Below are 20,110 nucleotides of genomic sequence, written 5' to 3'. Positions count from 1 at the left end.
ATGAGCATTCCTCACGGACCTGCCTGTCCGTGCGCATGTCCGTATCGCGTCCCACCGGCACCAGACCTTCCTTTTCCCTGTCCCATTTCTGCCTGCGGGAACGCAACTGGTTGTACCGGCAACGCCAAGCGTCACACAACCAGTCCATCACCACATCGGGGTTCTCGGAATAGAAGGGGGCGTATCCGCCGTCGTCAATCTTGCACATGCCAAGATACGGGGCCGCACCCCGCAACCGCACGCGCTCAATGACGACTTTTTGAGACATGACTACAGTATATCACTATGCGTATAATGAGAGTAGGTAAAGCAAAGAATAATGGCGCTTCCTCCCCGCCGTGAACGGCGGGGCTTCCGCGCCTAATTTTGGTGATATTTGAGTCAAAACCTGGCGCACTCAACGCTACGAAACGGGCGACGTGGGATAGTGCGCGTGGCGTTGTGCAATATACGGTGACGGTTACAGGCGATGGCAATACGAACAATGTGGTCATTGACGATGTCATGCAGTTTGAACCTGGTGTGTTGACGTTCAATCCCGCTAGCCTTCTCATTGAGGGTGGCGCGACATGTGAAACGACGGCTACGACACTTGCGTGCAAGGCTAATAGTTTGGGTGATGGTGAGACCATTGTGTTGCATTACGAAGCCACGCTCAATAATGAGGCTTATCTCGAATCAGTCAAGAGCAACAGCGGCTGCTGGCAAGTCGGACAGAATAACAAGAACACGGTGACGTATCAGGCTGAGGGGCTTACTTCTCAAGATACTGTGGAACCGATGCCTTGGATCGATGTGGCATCGTCGATTCGCAAATCAGGAGAAGTGGTCGATCAGCAAGGCAATGTCCGAACCATTGAATGGAAGGCCACGGTCAATCCTGAATGCAAGGGCTCGTTGGCGGGAACCCCCATTACTGATACATTGTCGTTGGGCGCATACAAAGGCGATATTGCTATTGTCGTCAAGAATGCCGAAGGTACTGAGGTGGATAGGCGCACGGTTGGAGCACCTCCAGGGACACAGTTTATCTCTGATGTTCCTGCCACTGACGGGAACTACTGTTATGAAATAAGGAAGATGGTACTTGGTCTGGACCGTCTGGACGGTTCGGCGCTTATCCCGCGTACCAGTCGTACATTTACATAGAGGGCGGGAAGCTGATATTGAAGTTTCCTCAACCCGGGAATAATCTATGGCCCGACTATTACGACAACGCGTTCTATTTTGGCTACACGTATGCGATCAAGCCCAAAAGCAAAGAGGTCATGCGCAAGATTGTGCCCCGACGGATGGCGACGGTTTGGTGACGTTCTCCAATCTCGCTCCAGGCCGCTATTGGCTTAATGAGGCCGATGCGCCCGACGGCTACCAGCGCGTAGGATACTGGTGGTTCCTCTATATCGATGACGCGGGCCATATGAAGATCGCTGAACGAAAGAACGTCAACCCCAATGAGCGGCTTGAACTCGAAGATATTAATCTCGATACGGTGGGACTTGTTGACATTGGTACGGTTGAAGGAGTCGGATACCAGTATCCCGTGGGCAACAGCAAGAACAGTACGCCTGAACCGGAACCGGAGCCCGAACCCACGTTGCCGTCGGCGGGATCGTTGCCGATGACGCGGTTGTTCTGGCAGATGGGGGCGTTGGCTATTGTGCTGTCGCTCGTTGCATATGATCGCATATTGCAGTTCACGATGGCTCCACGGCACAAAGCCATGCGTCGTCGTGTGCCACGGCATAAGGCGTATGCCTGATTTGACCTTGTGTAACAGGTCATGATGAAGGGGGTATGAGTTACATACCCCCTTCATCATGGTGCGTCGACAACGTGATGACCTTGCACAGGTTGTGATTGTTGCATTGACACGGCAATGCCATGTGTTTAGAGTCGAGCCGGTAGTATTCGACGATGAGGCCAACGGGGGAGGACGCTATGGCAGATCACAACAACGGCGATGACGGGCAGCTGCGCGACGCCCTGGAAGCGCTGAGTTCCGACAATGCTACGGATATGGACCGCGCTGATATTGCGGATGACGCTGACACTACGGCTGGCGCGGATGGCATGAATGGTGCGAATAACGCAGATGGGCCGGCCACGCAACATACTGATGTTGCGCCAGCACAGGGCTCGGCCGAACCGGCTGTGCGCACGTTGACCGCTGAGGAATTGCAGCGCAAACGCAAACGTGAGAAACGCAAGTTTCGCGCACTCGTGATTTCAATGATCGTGCTGCTGCTCGTGGGATTGGGCCTCGTACTCTACCCGACTGTGGCTGACTTGTACAATCGCAGCATTTCTTCTCGTGCTGTGGCCAGCTACGTCGAAGCCGTCAAAGACACAAGCAAGCCCGAACGCGACAAGCAGCTCAAACTCGCCCATGAATACAACGAAACGCTTGTGGGGCAAGGCAATGGCCGCTTTGTGCCCAATGAGGAAGAAAACAAACAGTATTTCTCAATCCTTGACGTGACGGGCACGGGCATCATGGCGTATTTGACCGTACCCAAGCTTGATTTGCGTGTGCCGATCTACCACGGCACGTCAGATACCGTGTTGCAGATTGCGGCAGGCCATTTGGAAGGTTCAAGTTTCCCTGTGGGAGGCCCGTCCACGCATGCCGCTGTTTCCGGACACACAGGGTTGCCGTCGGCCATGCTGTTCACGGGATTGGACCGGCTTGAAAAGGGTGATACGTTCTCGGTTTCCGTGTATGACGAAACTTTGACTTATGAAGTCAGTGACATCAATGTGGTCTTGCCCACCGATGTGTCTCCATTGGAAATCAAAGAAGGCGAAGACCTGATGAGCCTGATCACCTGTACACCCTACGGCGTCAACTCGCATCGACTCATTGTGACAGGCCATCGCATTCCGACGCCTGAAGCCCATGATCCGGCCAAGGTGGCTGAAAAGGCTGTTGTCAAAGATATGACGCTGATCATTGTGGCCATCGTGGCCGTCATAGTCGCGGTTTCGCTGATCTTCTGGCGTGGCCGTCGCATGAGACAAGGTCAGATCAAGCATATGGGCGCCAAGCGCTGAACATAGGCGGTTCAGCCACAAACGCGGGCGACAACCGATGCCGGTTGCCGCCCGCGCTCGTATGGTGGCACACTGTGGTATTCGCTAGCCCGCCAGATGGACGAGTGGCGCATGAAGACCGCTGGTATGGATACTGTAGGGGGAGCCCGCCAGTCAGGCGGATTCCTCAATGAAACGAACAGCCCGTCAACTGATGTGACCAGGGCCGAGGCGAACAGGGAGATTCATGAACAAGGCAATCATCACCGTGGTAGGACAAGACACCGTTGGCATCATCGCTCGCGTGTGCACCTACCTCTCCGACCATTCAGCCAATGTGCTCGACATCTCGCAGACCATTATTGACGGATTCTTCAACATGATGATGATTGTGGACTACTCAGCCACGGACGTGGCGTTTGAAACAATCGTGGAAGATCTGGACGCTCTGGGTGAAGACATTGGTGTGCGCATCCGCTGCCAGCGCGAAGAAATCTTCACAAAAATGCATCGCGTCTGAGCATGGTTGGCGTTGCGCGGGGCGTGGATGTCATGGCGCGGCGAAGCGGAAATAACAACAAATAATTCTTGAACACGGCCGGAACGGGAGAACACCACCCATGCTGAACATCATGGAAGTCCATGAGACGAATCAGATGATTGAGCAGGAAAAGCTCGACGTGCGCACAATCACGATGGGAATCAGCCTCGTGGACTGCGCAGACGAAAGCCTGGAGCGCACCTGCCAGAACATTTACGACAAAATCGTGTTGTACGCCAAGGACCTTGTGGCGACGGGCGAGTCAATCGAGCGTGACTTCGGAATCCCGATCGTCAACAAGCGCATCACAGTGACGCCAATCGCGCTCGTGGGCGCAAGCTGCTGCAAAACGAGCGAGGACTTCGTCCAGATTGCGCACGCGCTGGACCGCGCGGCCAAAGAAGTGGGCGTGGACCTGATCGGCGGATACTCGGCGCTCGTCTCAAAATCGATGACGCCGGCGGAAGAACTGCTGATTCGCTCGCTGCCGCAAGCGCTGACCGAAACCGACATCGTCTGCTCATCCGTGAACGTGGGATCGACGCGCACGGGCATCGACATGAACGCCGTGAACATGCTCGGCGGCATTATCAAAGACATCGCGTGGAACTCACGCGACATTGATTCCTACGGCTGCGTGAAGTTCGTGGCGTTCTGCAACGCGCCAGACGACAACCCGTTCATGGCTGGCGGATTCCACGGTGTGACAGAAGGTGACGCTGTGATCAACGTGGGCGTGTCGGGACCGGGCGTCGTCTCGCGCGCACTCGACGCGGCAATCGGACGTGACTTTGAGTTCCTGTGCGAAACGATCAAGCGCACGGCGTTCAAGATTACGCGAGTGGGCCAGCTCGTCGCGCAGGAAGCGTCGAACCGCCTCGGTATTCCGTTCGGCATCATCGACCTGTCGCTGGCGCCGACGCCGGCCGTGGGCGACTCGGTGGGCGAAGTGCTCGAGAAGATCGGTCTGGCACAGGTCGGCGCGCCTGGAACGACGGCCGCGCTCGCAATGCTCAATGACCAGGTCAAGAAGGGCGGCATCATGGCGTCGTCGTACGTGGGCGGACTGTCGGGCGCGTTCATTCCCGTGTCGGAAGACAAGAACATGATCGACGCCGCGAAGAACGGATGCCTGACGATTGAAAAGCTCGAAGCCATGACGTGCGTGTGCTCGGTGGGTCTTGACATGATTGCGATCCCGGGAGACACGCCGGCCTCAACAATCTCGGGCATCATTGCTGACGAAGCGGCCATCGGCATGGTCAACCAGAAGACGACTGCCGTGCGCATCATCCCAGTCGTCGGCAAGGGCGTGGGCGAAATGGCGAACTTCGGCGGCCTGATGGGCTACGCGCCGATCATGCCGGTCAACACGGCCAGCTGTGAAGCGTTCGTGTCGCGTAAGGGGCGCATTCCGGCGCCAATCCATAGCTTCAAGAACTGAGAGGCACTGGTCAACGCAAAACGCGGCGCTGGAACGTACGATGTTCCAGCGCCGCGTTTGTGTATGTGCTTGCTTGTGTGCGTGCTTGTGGTTACTCGCCGCCTTGGAAGCCGAGCTGGCGCCAGGCTTCGTAAATGGCGATCGACGCGCAGTTTGTCAGATTCAAGCTGCGCAAGCTCGGACGCATCGGCAAACGCACCTGCTCAGCCACATGCGGACCGAACATGATGTCGGTCGGATCGGGAATATTGCCGGGCTCGGGACCGAACAGCAGAATGTCGTTCGGACGATACTCAACTTCCGTATACAGCTTGGTGGCGTGGGCCGTGAACGCGATGATGCGGGAATCAGGCATCGACTCGACGAGCGATTCGAAATTCGGATGCAGCACCACATGCGCCATATCATGATAATCCAAGCCGGCGCGACGCAACTTCGTGTCTTTGAGATTGAAGCCGAGCGGCTCCACAAGATGCAGAATCGTGCCCGTCACAGCGCACAGGCGGATGGCTGAACCCGTGTTGCCGGGAATGCGCGGCGAGTAATAGCACAGGTGCGGAGTGGACGTCTGCATTTTGGCGGCATCCTGCGGCTTCAACATCGCGTCGACCACAGAAATCGGGTTGCCGTGCGAATCGGTGACGAGCTCATCGGGACCATAATTCGATTTGCGATATCCGTACTCGAACATCTGCTCAACCTGCGCCTCGGGATCTTGCGTGTTCTCGTTGGCTGGCGTCGCCTGCGGGTCTTCGGCCATGAGTGCTCCTTCTCAACCTTCTCAACTTAACCGGGGTCCAACCGCTCCAGAGTATTGCGGCTGAACGACACGGGAGATGGGTGGAGGGGAGCGGTGTGGCGGAACGGGAGGGAAAGGGCTGGAGGGAGGACGTGGGCGGAAGGGGTGGGAAGGGATATGTGTGGAAGAGGCTGGAAGGGAAGGGAGCTGGAAAGGAAGGGGGCCGTATGGATCATGTTCATGGAACAATGGGTGGCATGGATGAACAAGCGGTGAACCGGCAGCGTGAAGAACAACGTGACGATGTGCGCCACAGGCTTGCGGTATGGTGGGAAGTCTCGGCGCGCGACTTGCCCTGGCGGTTCGGACGCACGACGCCGTGGGGTGTGCTCGTGTCGGAAGTCATGAGCCAGCAGACGCAAATGTCGCGCGTGGTGCCGTATTGGACGGCCTGGATGAACCAGTGGCCTGATGCGCGCTCGCTTGCGGCGGCTGCCAAAGCCGATGTGATTGCCGCGTGGGGGCGGCTTGGCTACCCGAGGCGGGCGTTGAGGTTGCAGGAATGTGCCCAAGTGGTGGCCAGCCAGTATGACGATGTGCTGCCGCGCACGTATGACGAGCTCACAGCTTTGCCTGGTATTGGGGACTACACGGCCAGCGCCGTCATGAGCTTCGCGTTCGGCGAGCGCATCGCCGTGATTGATACGAACATCCGACGCGTATTGAGTCGCGTGTTCGTTGGCGAGGAATCGCTAGGTGGCGCGGCGAGCCGGGCCGAGCGCGAACTGGCATGGGAGTTGTTGCCGCAAGATGCCGCGCAATCAGTGGTGTGGAACGAGTCGGTCATGGAGCTTGGTGCTGTGGTGTGTACGGCTAAGGCCCCGTTGTGTGAGAGCTGTCCGATTCGTGAATGCTGCTTGTTCCTACAGCGCGGGCTGCCGGGGTTGGGGCTTAAGCGCACGCGGCCGCGCCAGCGGTTTGCCGGCACCGATCGCATGGTGCGCGGCCTGGTCATGCAGGCGCTGCGCGACCGACGTGCCGAGTTGCTGGCTGATGCCGGGGCTGCTGCGGGCATGGGTGCTGCTGCTTCGGAGGGCGGCGTGGCGCAACCGGTGTTGCGTGTGGTGCTCGATGCCGATGCCGTGCGCGCGCTGTGGAAGGACGAGAACCAGTTGGACCGCTGCGTGGCTTCGCTCGACGAAGACGGCCTGATCGAAATGCTGCCTGACCGCTCCATTATGCTGCCCGAATGAGTTGGGACTTCCCGTTGGTGGCGCTTTTGCGCCGTTGCGGGGTCTATCGGCCGTCGGGATGGGGCTGGCGTGTGTGCGGATGTGTCGCGTTTGTACCACCGTGGTACATTCACGCTACGGATGGGGCCTGGATGTAGCGCGTTTGTACCACGGTGGTACGTTGACGCTACGGATTTCGCCTCGTTTTGCACGCGTCTGTACCACGGTGGTACAAACGCATGCATTTTGGGCCAAAATCCGTATCGCCGCTGTACCACCGTGGTACGTTCGCGATACAGATTCGCCTTCGGGAGCCAAAAGTGTGTCGCGTTTGTACCACGATGGTACAAACGCGCTACATCTTCTGCCATGCTGAACCGTCATTTCCACGCTGGCACGTAGAACGCAGCACCATTGCGACGATGCTGGCGCCGTCTAGGCAAGTTATCCACATAACCGGGCCCGGCGACTTGGTTATACACATTGTTCGGGGTGAATGGCGCTGCGATAAAAAACTCTTTAGCGTGGAAGGATGGCAAATCAAAATACACAGCATGCAGCGCAAACCGCGCATGCGAATAATCTCACCCGACCACCTCACCAGACTGCTTCCCATATGGCGTCTTCCCCTATGGCATCGGTGCGTCCGCAGCCACGTCTCATCGTTCATAAACCACCCAAACGCTGGAGTGCCAATCTGCAGCGTGCCATGGGAGAGGCCCAAGAGGCTGGCCGTTGCTTGATCACTTCAGGAGAGGTTCGTCGAACAGTACGTGATCGCACGGCCACCGGTGAATTCACCCAAATCATGCCCGGTATCTACTATCCGACCGATGCGTGGAACCAACTTAGCGTACAGGGTCAGACGCTTATGCTTCTGCGTTCCTTACAGATACAACATCCGCAATGGGTGTTCACTGGCATGCATGCCGCAATGCTGCATAATCTGTACTATTCCACGTTGGTACTGGGCAAAAGAGGAATCCATATCCTTACCACTCGCGGAACTGGTCCGGCGGATAGGACTCATGTCAAACGACATCATGTGGCTGCAATCGAATATGAAGAAATCCAAGGCATCAAGGTGGCGACAGGTGCGCGGACGGTTGTGGATTGCGCCAATAACTACGAGTTCCGCGATGCGTTGGGTGTGGCCGATTCCTATCTGAGGTCGGGCGGATATTTCGCAGATATCTACGCCGCTGCAAACGACCACTGCACGCCGCAACTCGTTGATGTGTTGCGATACACGGATCAAGCTAGCGAGAGTGGCGGCGAATCGTTCAGTAGGGGCACGATGATTGAAATGGGCTATGTCGTGCCGTTGTTGCAAGTGGTTATTTGTGTGCAACCAGAAAATCAGATGCGTCGCCTTGACTATGTGTGGATTTTGCCAGATGGCACATGGCAGGTATTCGAATGCGACGGCATGCAAAAATACGTGGACCCTGAAACCAACAGAATCATCAACAACAGAGTGTCGGATCAGTTGCTGCGTGATAAGCAAATCTTGGAAACCGGCGTTCGCAAGGTCACACATTTCACCGTTCCGGAAGCCATCAACAAAGCGCCATTGCGCAGGAAGCTCGCAGATGCCGGTATTCCCAAAGCCTCAAACTTCCCACGGATTGCCCCACTGCTCAATAAGCATGGAAACTAGCGATTGCCGGTTCGGCACAGTTGACGAACGGCACAGGTGAACAGTTTGCTCCATCACGACGATGTGGCTTGAGCCGGAGTAGACCCATCCGGATGCCCAAGATGCATCGCGAACGTACCACGGCGGTACAAACGCGACACATCTTTGGCTGTTTGCAGCGAATCTGTATCGCGAACGTACCACGGTGGTACAGCGGCGATACGGATTTTGGCCCAAAATGCATGCGTTTGTACCACCGTGGTACAGACGCGTGCAAAACGAGGTGAAATCCGTAGCGTCAACGTTCCACCGTGGTACAAACGCGATACATCTGTCAAGGATGAGATGGGGGAGTTGATGGAGAGGAGCGGTTGACGGTCAGAGGAGGTTGATGAGCGGGTTGATGAGCAGGGAGGTCGGCTCGCGGAAAAGCGGAGGTGGGACGGTACACTGGGCAGCATGGGTCAGGAGTCATCGCATTCGAACAAGCCGCGCACATCAAGCAGCGCCCGTTCACGCACGGGTGCACCATCTCGGGATGGGCGACGTGGCGATGATGCTGTGCGTCGTGGAGGGTCTGCAAAGCGCGGGGAGGCTGGGGTGACGGGGAAAGCATCCGCTTCGAAGGGATCCTCCAAGTCCAATAAGTCCAATATGTCCAAAAACTTCATTGGCAAGAAAAAGGGTTCCAAGTCGCGCAAGTCGCGCAAGTCGAAGAAGTGGATGTATAGGCGGCGCAGGGCTGTGGCGCTGGTGGCGGCGTTGGCGGCATTGGCCGTCGTGATCTTTTGCGTGGTGTCGTTGATTCGCGGTGCCGTGCGCATCCATGAGAACGCCCAGCGCGCCGACACGATGGCATTGACACGAGGCGAAGCGCCACAAGCCCCCAAGAAAAGCAATGTGCCCGATTGCGGGCCCAATGATGTGAACATGACATTGACACCATCGTCGACGTCAACAGGCGTGGGCGGTGCCATCGATTTCACGGCCACAATCAGCTATACGGGCAGCAGCCCGTCGGGATGTTTTGTCAACGGTGCCGACGATGAGCGTGTGCTCGTGATCACTTCGGGCAACGACACGGTATGGCGTTCCGACGCCTGCGAAGCGCAGTATCGTCCGTTGCTGATGTTCGCCGGACAAAAGGATGAGCAGCAAATCGTATGGAACACAACGCGCAGTTCCAATGAATGCGTGGCCGAAGCCGATTTGCCGCACGTGGACCGCGGCACCTATGTGGCACGCCTCGTGATGAAAGACAATCCGAAAGTGGCCAGCGATCCGGTAACTGTGACCGTCGAATAGGTGCATGTGCTGGCCTGTGCCCGCGTACGCGCCTTGGAGCGGGTGGCGGTTGCGGCTGATCTGGGATCTGGACTGGTTGACGATTGGTTAGCAATTGGTGAGCAATAGTGTATGGGCGTCTTTGGTTGCTGTGTAGGGGGATTGTGTGTATCGGCATGTACGAGCTCACGGGAGAATGGCATACTCAGGTACAACATCAGGTACGACAGGTGTATGCCAGATGTCTCTGCAGATGCATCAGGACTATCCGGCAGCTGCATGGATGCAACCCCCAACAAACGTTGGTATTACACGCGACACGCCGTCACAGAAAAACCGGAATAATGGGCGCTTCGGAATGGTTGATTGTCAACGGACAATAGTACTGTTTGTTAGTTGCGTATAGCGGTATGTCAAATAGCGGGCATGCTTGCAACGACGAAGCGCCCGCATATAGGCATATGGCGGCCAATGCCCATGACGCTTCCCCGTACATGATTGACGATTATTTTAGAGAGCGATAAGGAACGTCCATTGGCTGAAACTCAAGCTACGACGAATACCACTGAAATCATCGCACGCGCCGACCAAAAAGATATCGATCTGCACAAGGCATCGGACCGTGTGAATTTCGGCTCCATCAAGGAACCCATCGATGTGCCCTACCTGCTCGGCGTGCAGACCGACAGCTTTGACTGGCTGGTCGGCAACGAGCGTTGGGCCAAGCGCGTTGAGGAAGACGAGAAGAACGGCACGAACACCGTGGCACACATCTCAGGCCTCGACGAAGTCTTCCAGGAAATTTCCCCAATTGAAAACTTTGCTCAGACCATGAGCCTGACCTTCTCCGACCCGTACTTCGAGGAACCGCGCCATACAGTCCAGGAGTGCAAGGAGAAGGATTACACCTATTCCGCACCGCTGTATGTGAACGCCGAGTTCGAAAACGGCGAGACCGGCGAAATCAAGTCGCAGACCGTGTTCATGGGCGACTTCCCGCTGCAGACCCCACACGGCACGTTCATCATCGGCGGCACCGAGCGCGTCATCGTCTCGCAGCTCGTGCGCTCGCCTGGCGTGTACTTCGACCGTACGCCGGACCGTTCATCCGACAAGGAAGTGTTCGGCGCCAAGATCATCCCGAGCCGTGGCGCATGGCTCGAGTTCGAAATCGACAAGCGCGACTTCCTTGGTGTGCGCGTGGACCGCAAGCGCAAGCAGTCGGCCATTGTGTTCCTGATGGCCATTGGCATGACGAAGCCTGAAATCCGTGAAGCGTTTGAAGGCTACCCGCTCGTGCTCGACGCTCTGGAGAACGAGACAATCGAGACGCAGGACGAGGCTCTGACCGACCTGTACCGCAAGATCCGTCCGGCCGACACGGCCACGCCGGAAGCCGGCCGCAACCTGCTCGACTCGTTCTACTTCAACACGAAGCGTTACGACTTGGCTCGCGTGGGCCGCTACAAGATCAACCGCAAGCTTGGTCTAGAGAAGGATTACAACGATCGCAGCCTGTCTCAGGAAGACATTGTGGCCACGATCAAGTACCTTGTGACGCTGCATGCCGGTGGCGCAACGTTCGCTGGCAAGCGTGACGGCGAAGACGTTGAGCTGCGCGTAGACGTGGACGATATCGACCACTTTGGCAACCGTCGTATCCGCCAGGTCGGTGAGCTGATCCAGAACCAGCTGCGCACGGGCCTGAGCCGCATGGAGCGCGTGGTGCGCGAACGCATGACGACGCAGGACGCCGAAGCGATCACGCCACAGTCACTGATCAACATCCGCCCCGTGAACGCCACGATCAAGGAGTTCTTCGGCACTTCGCAGCTCTCGCAGTTCATGGACCAGAACAACCCGCTGGCCGGCGTGACGAACAAGCGCCGTCTGTCGGCTCTGGGCCCCGGCGGCCTGTCGCGCGACCGCGCGTCGATGGAAGTGCGAGACGTGCACCCGTCCCACTTCGGCCGCATGTGCCCGATCGAATCCCCTGAAGGCCCGAACATCGGTCTGATCGGCTCGCTCGCAACGTTCGGCCGCATCAACCCGTTCGGCTTCATTGAGACGCCGTACCGCAAGGTGGTCAACGGCCACGTTACCGACGAGGTCGTCTACATGACTGCCGACCGCGATATGGACCACGTGATCGCCCAGGCCAACCAGAAGCTTGACAAGAACGGCGACTTCGTCGAGAAGGACGCGCTCGTGCGAGACGCCGCTGGCGAGGCTGAGGATGTGCCCGTCGACATGGTCGACTACATGGACGTCTCCCCGCGCCAGATGGTGTCCGTCGGCGCTTCGCTGATTCCGTTCCTTGAGCACGATGAGGGCCACCGAGCGCTGATGGGTACGAACATGCAGCGCCAGGCCGTGCCGCTGATCAAGTCCGAGCGTCCGCTCGTGGGCACGGGCGCCGAATGGCGTTCGGCTGTGGATTCGGGCGACGTGATTTTGGCTGAAAAGCCCGGCGTTGTGGTCTACGTGTCCGCCGACATCATCCGCGTGATGAACGACGATGGCACGACAAGCTCCTACAAGCTCGCCAAGTTCCAGCGTTCGAACCAGACGACGTGCTACAACCAGGTGCCGCTGATCAAGGACGGCGAGCGCGTGGAGAAGGGCACTGTGCTGGCTGACGGTCCGGCCACCGAGAAGGGCGAAATGGCTCTGGGTAAGAACCTGCTCGTCGCGTTCATGCCGTGGAACGGCTACAACTATGAGGACGCCGTCATCATTTCGCAGCGCCTCGTGCAGGACGACACGCTTTCGTCGATCCACATTGAGGAGTACGAGATTGACGCCCGCGAAACCAAGCTGGGTGCCGAGGAGATTACGCGCGACTTGCCGAACGTTGGCGAGGACGCTGTGGCCAACTTGGACGAGCGCGGTATCATCCGCATCGGCGCCGAGGTTGAGGCCGGCGACATTCTCGTGGGCAAGGTCACACCGAAGGGCGAGACCGAGCTGACTCCCGAAGAGCGCTTGCTGCGCGCCATCTTCGGCGAGAAGAGCCGCGAAGTGCGTGACACGTCGCTGCGTGTGCCTCATGGTGAGACGGGTACCGTTATCGCTGTCAAGGAGATTACGCGTGAGGACGCTGAGGAGGACGGCGACGAGCTGCCCAGCGGCGTCAATCAGATGATTCGCGTTTACATCGCTCAGCACCGCAAGATCACGCAGGGTGACAAGCTTTCGGGCCGTCACGGCAACAAGGGTGTCATTTCGCGCATCCTTCCGGAAGAGGATATGCCGTTCCTGGCGGATGGCACGCCGGTTGACATCATGCTCAACCCGCTGGGTGTGCCGTCTCGAATGAACCTCGGCCAGGTGCTCGAACTGCACTTGGGCTGGGTCGCTCACCAGGGCTGGGACATCTCGCTTGATCCCGATCTTGAGGCTGAGTGGAAGCAGTACGTGCCCAAGGGCGCCGAGAAGGCTGAGCCCGGCACTCCGGTGGCCACGCCTGTGTTCGACGGTGTCAAGCAGGAAACGCTCAAGGGCTTGCTGTCCACGACTCTTGCCGACCGTGACGGCAACAAGCTCGTCGGCGACAACGGCAAGGCGACGCTGTTCGACGGCCGCACCGGCGAGCCGTTCCCGAAGCCGATTTCCGTGGGCTACATGTACATGCTTAAGCTCCACCACTTGGTCGACGACAAGATTCACGCGCGTTCCACCGGTCCGTACTCGATGATTACGCAGCAGCCGTTGGGTGGTAAGGCCCAGTTCGGTGGCCAGCGTTTCGGCGAGATGGAGGTGTGGGCGCTCGAGGCTTACGGTGCCGCTTACACGCTGCATGAGATGATGACGACCAAGTCCGACGACGTGGACGGCCGCGTGCGCGTTTACGGCGCCATTGTGAAGGGCGATAATCTGCCGCCGGCAGGTATCCCCGAATCCTTCAAGGTGCTGCTTAAGGAAATGCAGTCGCTCTCGCTGAACGTCGAGGTGCTCAACGCCGAAGGCGTGGCCATCGACATGAAGGACGAGGACGACGACCCGGTTTCCTCCTCCAACGATCTGGGCTTCAACATCGGCGCCCGTCCGGATGCCGCTGCCAAGGCTGATCAGATTGTTGACGCACCCGAGTACCAGTGATACCGACCAACTGCACGAAGTAGCTGCGAGAAGTTACGGAGCGTGGGCAGAAATAAATACATAATTATTGGTATTTCTGCCCACCCTCAGTGGGTTAACAAACCCACTGAACCACCCCGTAACGTAACGCAGTCCAGAAGACAACAACCACACGATTCGTAAGAAGGATGTAATCAGTGCTGGACGTCAACGCTTTTGACAAACTGAAGATCGGCCTGGCCACCGCCGACGATATCCGCGGCTGGAGCCACGGCGAGGTCAAGAAGCCGGAAACCATCAATTACCGTACGCTCAAGCCAGAAAAAGACGGTCTGTTCGGCGAACAGATCTTTGGACCGACGCGAGATTGGGAATGCGCGTGCGGCAAGTACAAGCGCGTGCGTTTCAAGGGCATCGTGTGCGAACGCTGCGGTGTGGAAGTGACGCGTAGCCGCGTGCGCCGTGAACGCATGGGCCACATTGAACTGGCCGCACCAGTCACGCACATCTGGTTCTTCAAGGGTGTGCCGAGCCGTTTGGGTTACCTGCTCGGTATCGCGCCGAAGGAACTCGAGAAGGTCATCTACTTCGCCTCCTATATGGTCACGGGCGTCGATGAAGAGGCACGTCACAACGACATGCCGGACCTGCAGGACGAGTTCGACACCGAAATCAAGAACCTCGAACGCCGTCGCGACCTCGAAATCGAAGCCCGCGCCAAGAAAGTGGAGGAGGACCTGGCGGCCCTCGAAGCTGAAGGCGAGGTCAAGGGCAGCCAGCGCACGAAGCTGCGCAACGGGGCCGAGCGCGACATGGCGGCCATCCGCCAGCGTTTCGATGACCAGATCGCACGTTTGAACACCGTGTTCACGCATTTCAAGGGACTCAAGCCCGGCGACATGGAAAACGACGTGGACCTGTGGCTCGAAATGAAGGATCGTTACGGCGATTACTTCGAGGGCTGCATGGGTGCCGAGGCGATCAAGAAGCGTCTGCAGGATTTCGATCTGGAAGGCGCGGCCAAGGAACTGCGTGAGGAAATCGAGACGGGTACGGGCCAGCGCAAGGCTCGCGCGTTGAAGCGCCTCAAGGTCGTCAACGCGTTCCTGACCACGGGCAACAAGCCTGAGGCCATGGTGCTCGACGTGATCCCGGTCATCCCGCCGGACCTGCGCCCGATGGTGCAGCTCGACGGTGGCCGTTTCGCCACGTCGGATTTGAACGACCTGTACCGCCGCGTGATCAACCGTAACAACCGACTCAAGCGACTGATTGAGCTCGGCGCCCCTGAGATCATGCTGAACAACGAAAAGCGCATGCTGCAGGAAGCTGTGGATTCGCTGTTCGACAACGGCCGTCGTGGCCGCCCGGTGACGGGCGCGTCGAACCGTCCGCTCAAGTCGTTGAGCGACATGCTCAAGGGCAAGCAGGGCCGTTTCCGTCAGAACCTGCTCGGTAAGCGCGTGGACTACTCCGGCCGTTCCGTCATCGTCGTCGGCCCGAGCCTGCGTATGCACCAGTGCGGTCTGCCCAAGCCGATGGCTCTCGAACTGTTCAAGCCGTTCGTGATCAAGCGCCTTGTGGACTTGAACTACGCGCAGAACATGAAGAGCGCCAAGCGTCTCGTGGACCGCGGTGACGCCGAGGTGTGGGGCGTGCTCGAAGAGGTCATTGCCGAGCATCCTGTGCTGCTCAACCGTGCACCTACGCTGCACCGTCTGGGCATCCAGGCGTTCGAGCCGATCCTCGTGGAAGGTAAGGCCATCCACCTGCCGCCGCTGGCGTGCGCGGCTTTCAACGCTGACTTCGATGGCGACCAGATGGCAGTGCACCTGCCGCTGTCGGCTGAAGCGCAGGCTGAGGCCCGTTCGCTGATGATGGCGTCCGACAACATTCTGAAGCCGGCTGACGGCCACACGGTCACGATGCCTTCGCAGGATATGATCCTGGGTCTGTACTACCTGTCCACCATTGTGGACGGCGCCAAGGGCCAGGGCCGCGTGTTCTCGTCGCTTGAGGAAGCGCAGATGGCGCTCGACCTGCACGAGATTGACATGCAGGCCAAGGTGCTGATCCGTCTGCCGCAGGACTTCGTGCTGCCTACCGATTGGGAGCCGGGCGAAGTCACGGTGGTCGATCCTGAGCCGGGCAGCCCCGAAGTGGTCAAGGAGGAGCGTTTCACTGACGGTTCCGTGCTGTTCGCTACGTCGATGGGCCGTTTGCTGTTCAACGAAACACTGCCGACCGACTACCCGTTCATCAACGAGCAGGCCCCGAAGGGCAAGCTCTCGAAGATCGTGGACGACATCGCTACGCGTTACTCGACGCAGCAGGTGGCCGCAGTGCTCGACGCATTGAAGGATCTGGGCTTCACGCGCGCCCCATGGTCGGGCGTGACGATGGCCTTCTCCGACATCGTGGCCCCACCGGAAGGTGACGAGATCATCAAGGGCTATGAGGACCAGGCCGCCAAGGTCAACAACCAGTACGACATGGGTCTGTTGACTGAGGAGGAGCGCCGTCAGGAGCTGATCAACCTGTGGACCGAATGCACCGACAAGGTCGCTGACGCCATGCGTGAGAACTTCCATGACGACAACAACGTGAACATCATGGTGCAGTCGGGCGCTCGAGGCAACTGGATGCAGATCCGCCAGATCGCGGGTATGCGAGGCCTCGTGGCTAACCCGAAGGGCGAGATCATTCCGCGTCCTGTCAAGTCCAACTACCGTGAAGGCCTGTCGGTGCTCGAGTACTTCATCTCGCAGCACGGCGCCCGTAAGGGTCTGGCCGATACGGCATTGCGTACGGCAGAGTCGGGTTATCTGACGCGTCGACTCGTGGACGTGTCGCAGGAAGTCATTGTGCGTGAGGAAGACTGCGGTACGAAGCGCGGTCTGCCGATGAAGGTCGCTGAACGCGACGCCCTCGGCAACCTCGTGCTCGTCAAGGCCGCTGACGGTGGCCCGTACTCGCGTCTGCTCGCCGCCGACGTGCTCGACCCGCAAACGGGTGAAGTGCTCTACCATGCGGGCGATGCGCTCGGTATGGACGTGCTGCGCGACCTCGTGGACCACGGTGTCGAAGAGGTCAAGGGCCGTTCGGTGCTGACCTGCGAATCCAAGCGCGGCGTGTGCGCCAAGTGCTATGGCTGGTCGCTGGCCACGAACAAGCTCGTGGACGTTGGCGAGGCCGTCGGCATTGTGGCAGCCCAGTCGATTGGTGAGCCTGGTACGCAGTTGACGCTGCGTTCGTTCCACTCGGGTGGCGTCGCTTCGGCTTCCGATATCACGCAGGGTCTGCCTCGTGTGACCGAGTTGTTCGAAGCCCGTACTCCTAAGGGTGAGGCGCCGATCGCCGAGTTCGCCGGCACGATCAAGGTCGAAGACACCGAGCGCGGCCGCCAGGTCACGTTGACGCCCGATGACACGGCAGTCGAGCCGATCACGTATCCCGTGACACGTCGTGCGCCGATGCTCGTCAAGGATGGCGAACATGTGGCAGCTGGTACGCAGCTGATCGAGGGTTCGGTTGATCCGAAGAAGATCCTGCGCATCCTCGGCCCGCGTGCCGCCCAGATGAACATCGTCGAAGAAGTGCACAACGTGTACCGCTCGCAGGGCGTTGACATTCACGACAAGCACATCGAGGTCATTGTGCACCAGATGCTGCGCCGTGGGACCGTCATCGACTCTGGTGACACGACGCTGCTGCCTGGCGAACTCGTGGACCAGATGAAGTTCAAGGAGGCCAACAAGGCCGCTGTCGCCAATGGCGGCAAGCCGGCTGTGGGCCGTCCGGAACTCATGGGCATCACAAAGGCGTCGCTGGCCACCGATTCGTGGCTGTCGGCCGCTTCGTTCCAGGAAACGACGCGCGTGCTCACTGAAGCCGCGCTGTCGCAGAAGGAAGATGACCTCAAGGGCCTCAAGGAGAACGTGATCATCGGTAAGCTGATCCCGGCCGGCACCGGCCTGGCTCGCTACCGTAACGCCGTGGTGGAGCCCGACAAGGCGATCCGCGACACGATCTACCCGAACTTCGGCCTGACCGAAGACGGCGATCTGGCCACGGACTTCTCGGACGCCGACCTGTCTGATGTGGACTTCTCCAGCATCGACTTCGGTGATTTGAAGCTCGGCGACGACTTCAACCCGGATGACTTCCTGAACGACAACGGAGGCCAGATGGACTTGGGTGACGACTTCTTGCTCTGATCCCAGAACACCTCACACAAGGGGCGCTTTTCCGCTGATACCAGCGGGGAGCGCCCCTTGCGCTTTGCCGGGATGCTATTGTGCGGTGCTCTTATCGTGTGGCCGAGTTGTGGTTGAGTTGCCCGCTCTCTTCTCATGTCACCCGCCACGCCCCCTCTACTGCAGTCCCTTTGGCTATTTCATTAGATGAAGAGCTTGCGCACGGCACCCGTGATCTGTGATAAGACAGAACGTATGCAGCAAAAATTACCGTACCCTCCGCCACCAGAATTTGGGTGCTACAACGACGATGTTGCGGGCGCCGCGGCCGCGGATGCCAGCGTGCAGGATTCCTTCGTTGATCATTCCGCGAGCGCTGCGGGCTTCAATACTGCCGCCGAGAATCCGGCCGCCGAGAACGCTTTCGTACAGAACTCTGCCGCAGACGCTTACGCAGCAGACACTTACGCAGCGAATGCTTACGCCGACCCGGCTGTATCGGACGACCATGATGACGTCGACGAAGGCGAACCGCTCGAATACACTGCCGAGGAAGGGGCCACGGGCAGTGAGGAGTGGGATGGCACCGTGTTGTCAAGCGTGTTCATGCCCGATGAGACGCCGCAGACCGTCTATCAGATGACGAACCCGGCAACGGGCCAGCAGATTGTCGTCGACATGGGCGTGCTAATGGGCCGCAAGCCGTCTCAAGACATTCCGCAAGGCGCCAAAGCCGTGCGGCTGATTGATCCTACACGCACGGTGTCACGCAACCATGCGGCCATCAGTTTCGACCAGGATGGTTCGTTGTGGATTGAGGATTACGGTTCGCTCAACGGCACGTTCATCATTGACGACGAGGGGGAACACAAAGTGCAGCAGGGCACGCCCGTCCAGCTTGTGCCGCCCGTCAAGGTGCGCATTGGCGATCAGATTTTTGATTTCGATCGGAAATAATCCGCAGCAGTTGCGCTTTCTGAACTAGTACAAAGCCGTTGTACGCATGGTATTGACCTGCGTGCAACGGCTTGTTTTTTTGGGCAACTACAGAAATAAAAATAAACAGAAGGGAACGTTGGGGGACGTTCCCTTCAAACGGAGCTGCTGAGCGTTGACGGCGGGCAGTTACTGGGCCGCCCGCGTTTGCAGGGCCTCGATGGTGGCCGGTTCGTTGAGCTGGTACAGCCAGTCGACGAGCGCTGAATACAGATTTGGATTTATGGCCAGCGCCGGATGCAATTCAGGAGCGTATTGTGCAATCTGTTGCATCTGCGTGGAATCCGTGGTCGTCGCAGCCAACTCGGCAGTGAAACCGTACGGGTTCGTGGCCTGGATCTGCAGCACGGACTGCGCAACCGATTGGGCGGTGGGCTGGACTTGAGCGGCCTGGGCGGCCTGGGCGTCTTGCACAGCCTGATCGGGCTGCGTGTAGACGGGCTGGGCCATGTAGTTGGCCGCGGGTTCCATCGATGCCTGATCGTATTCCTGCTGAAGCTGGGCGAGACCCGACTCCTGTGCGGCCGCGGGCTGAGCTTCGGCAGCAGGCTGGGCTGGCTGGGCATCAGCGTCAGCCTGGGCGGACGCCTCACCGTCAGTCTCAGCGTAGGGCTCGGCGTAACCCTCTGCGTACCCCTGAGCGGGCTGGGCTTGCGACACCGCGACGCCCTCCTCGACATAGCGGTCCTCGACGCCACCGTCGGCAGCCACGTAGCCCAAGCTGGCGGCCATCTGGCGTGCGCGCTCGTCACCGAACTCGGCAATCCAACGCAGCAAACCCGGATACGCGCGCGGATGCGCGGCCACATTGGCTCCAAACTCAGGATTCTCATACGTGACTTTGGCCAGCAGAACGGGATCCGCGTTCGTGTCTTGGATAATCCTTACGGCTTCGTCATAATCCACCATGCTGATGTCCTTCCTTA

Annotated in this window: 13 protein-coding genes and 1 pseudogene; 11 read left to right on the top strand and 3 right to left on the bottom strand. The window is 58.7% G+C overall.

Annotated features, from left to right (window positions below; genetic code table 11):
• Nucleotides 1-268: pseudogene (locus BGLCM_RS07175) on the bottom strand (RNA-guided endonuclease InsQ/TnpB family protein); the annotation flags it as partial.
• A gap of 185 nt (nucleotides 269-453) precedes the next feature.
• On the opposite strand from BGLCM_RS07175, the gene BGLCM_RS07170 reads away from it, so the two are divergent.
• The 5 genes from BGLCM_RS07170 (at nucleotide 454) to BGLCM_RS07150 (ending at nucleotide 5,018) form a co-directional block, all read left to right on the top strand.
• Entirely contained in the window at nucleotides 454-1,149 is a 696-nt protein-coding gene (locus BGLCM_RS07170; protein WP_044098835.1) for a hypothetical protein, read from the top strand.
• Between the two features lie 46 nt (nucleotides 1,150-1,195).
• Nucleotides 1,196-1,762 carry an MSCRAMM family protein gene (locus BGLCM_RS07165; RefSeq protein WP_006294466.1) on the top strand — a complete coding sequence of 189 codons (567 nt, stop codon included), beginning with the start codon at nucleotides 1,196-1,198 and terminating at the stop codon, nucleotides 1,760-1,762.
• A 179-nt stretch (nucleotides 1,763-1,941) separates the two neighbouring features.
• Nucleotides 1,942-3,054: a class C sortase gene (locus BGLCM_RS07160; protein ID WP_238548650.1), complete on the top strand. Its 1,113-nt coding sequence runs from the start codon at nucleotides 1,942-1,944 to the stop codon at nucleotides 3,052-3,054.
• A 226-nt stretch (nucleotides 3,055-3,280) separates the two neighbouring features.
• A complete protein-coding gene (locus BGLCM_RS07155) occupies nucleotides 3,281-3,553 on the top strand; it encodes an ACT domain-containing protein (protein WP_006294468.1) in 273 nt (90 codons plus the stop codon).
• Nucleotides 3,554-3,653: 100 nt separating this feature from the next.
• The gene (locus tag BGLCM_RS07150) at nucleotides 3,654-5,018 is read left to right on the top strand and encodes a PFL family protein (protein ID WP_006294469.1); all 1,365 of its coding nucleotides are present in this window, start codon (nucleotides 3,654-3,656) and stop codon (nucleotides 5,016-5,018) included.
• A gap of 91 nt (nucleotides 5,019-5,109) precedes the next feature.
• Here the strand turns inward: BGLCM_RS07150 and BGLCM_RS07145 are convergent, their stop codons facing one another.
• On the bottom strand, nucleotides 5,110-5,778 hold the full coding sequence (locus tag BGLCM_RS07145) for a tRNA (cytidine(34)-2'-O)-methyltransferase (RefSeq protein WP_006294471.1): 669 nt from the start codon (nucleotides 5,776-5,778) through the stop codon (nucleotides 5,110-5,112).
• Nucleotides 5,779-6,014: 236 nt separating this feature from the next.
• Here BGLCM_RS07145 and BGLCM_RS07140 point away from each other — a divergent pair, with 236 nt between their 5' ends.
• From BGLCM_RS07140 to BGLCM_RS07110, 6 genes are all read left to right on the top strand, one after another.
• A complete protein-coding gene (locus tag BGLCM_RS07140; protein WP_044085249.1) occupies nucleotides 6,015-7,010 on the top strand; it encodes an HhH-GPD family protein in 996 nt (331 codons plus the stop codon).
• Nucleotides 7,011-7,521: 511 nt separating this feature from the next.
• Nucleotides 7,522-8,649 carry a hypothetical protein gene (locus BGLCM_RS08130; protein ID WP_238548649.1) on the top strand — a complete coding sequence of 376 codons (1,128 nt, stop codon included), beginning with the start codon at nucleotides 7,522-7,524 and terminating at the stop codon, nucleotides 8,647-8,649.
• Nucleotides 8,650-9,282: 633 nt separating this feature from the next.
• Entirely contained in the window at nucleotides 9,283-9,933 is a 651-nt protein-coding gene (locus tag BGLCM_RS07125) for a hypothetical protein (protein WP_006294476.1), read from the top strand.
• Between the two features lie 513 nt (nucleotides 9,934-10,446).
• A complete protein-coding gene (gene rpoB, locus BGLCM_RS07120) occupies nucleotides 10,447-14,013 on the top strand; it encodes a DNA-directed RNA polymerase subunit beta (RefSeq protein ID WP_044085214.1) in 3,567 nt (1,188 codons plus the stop codon).
• A 176-nt stretch (nucleotides 14,014-14,189) separates the two neighbouring features.
• Complete coding sequence (locus BGLCM_RS07115) at nucleotides 14,190-18,209, top strand: DNA-directed RNA polymerase subunit beta' (protein ID WP_006294478.1); 4,020 nt, start codon at nucleotides 14,190-14,192, stop codon at nucleotides 18,207-18,209.
• 321 nt (nucleotides 18,210-18,530) lie between these two features.
• Nucleotides 18,531-19,145, top strand: coding sequence for an FHA domain-containing protein (locus BGLCM_RS07110; RefSeq protein ID WP_238548648.1), 615 nt, complete (start codon nucleotides 18,531-18,533; stop codon nucleotides 19,143-19,145).
• Nucleotides 19,146-19,313: 168 nt separating this feature from the next.
• Here the strand turns inward: BGLCM_RS07110 and BGLCM_RS07105 are convergent, their stop codons facing one another.
• A complete protein-coding gene (locus BGLCM_RS07105; RefSeq protein WP_006294480.1) occupies nucleotides 19,314-20,093 on the bottom strand; it encodes a variant leucine-rich repeat-containing protein in 780 nt (259 codons plus the stop codon).
• Nucleotides 20,094-20,110: the final 17 nt, after the last annotated feature.

Source organism: Bifidobacterium gallicum DSM 20093 = LMG 11596 (assembly GCF_000741205.1).
Lineage (GTDB): Bacteria > Actinomycetota > Actinomycetes > Actinomycetales > Bifidobacteriaceae > Bifidobacterium > Bifidobacterium gallicum.
The sequence above is the reverse complement of the archived record's forward strand: the minus strand, read 5'-3'. Positions and strand labels throughout refer to the sequence as shown.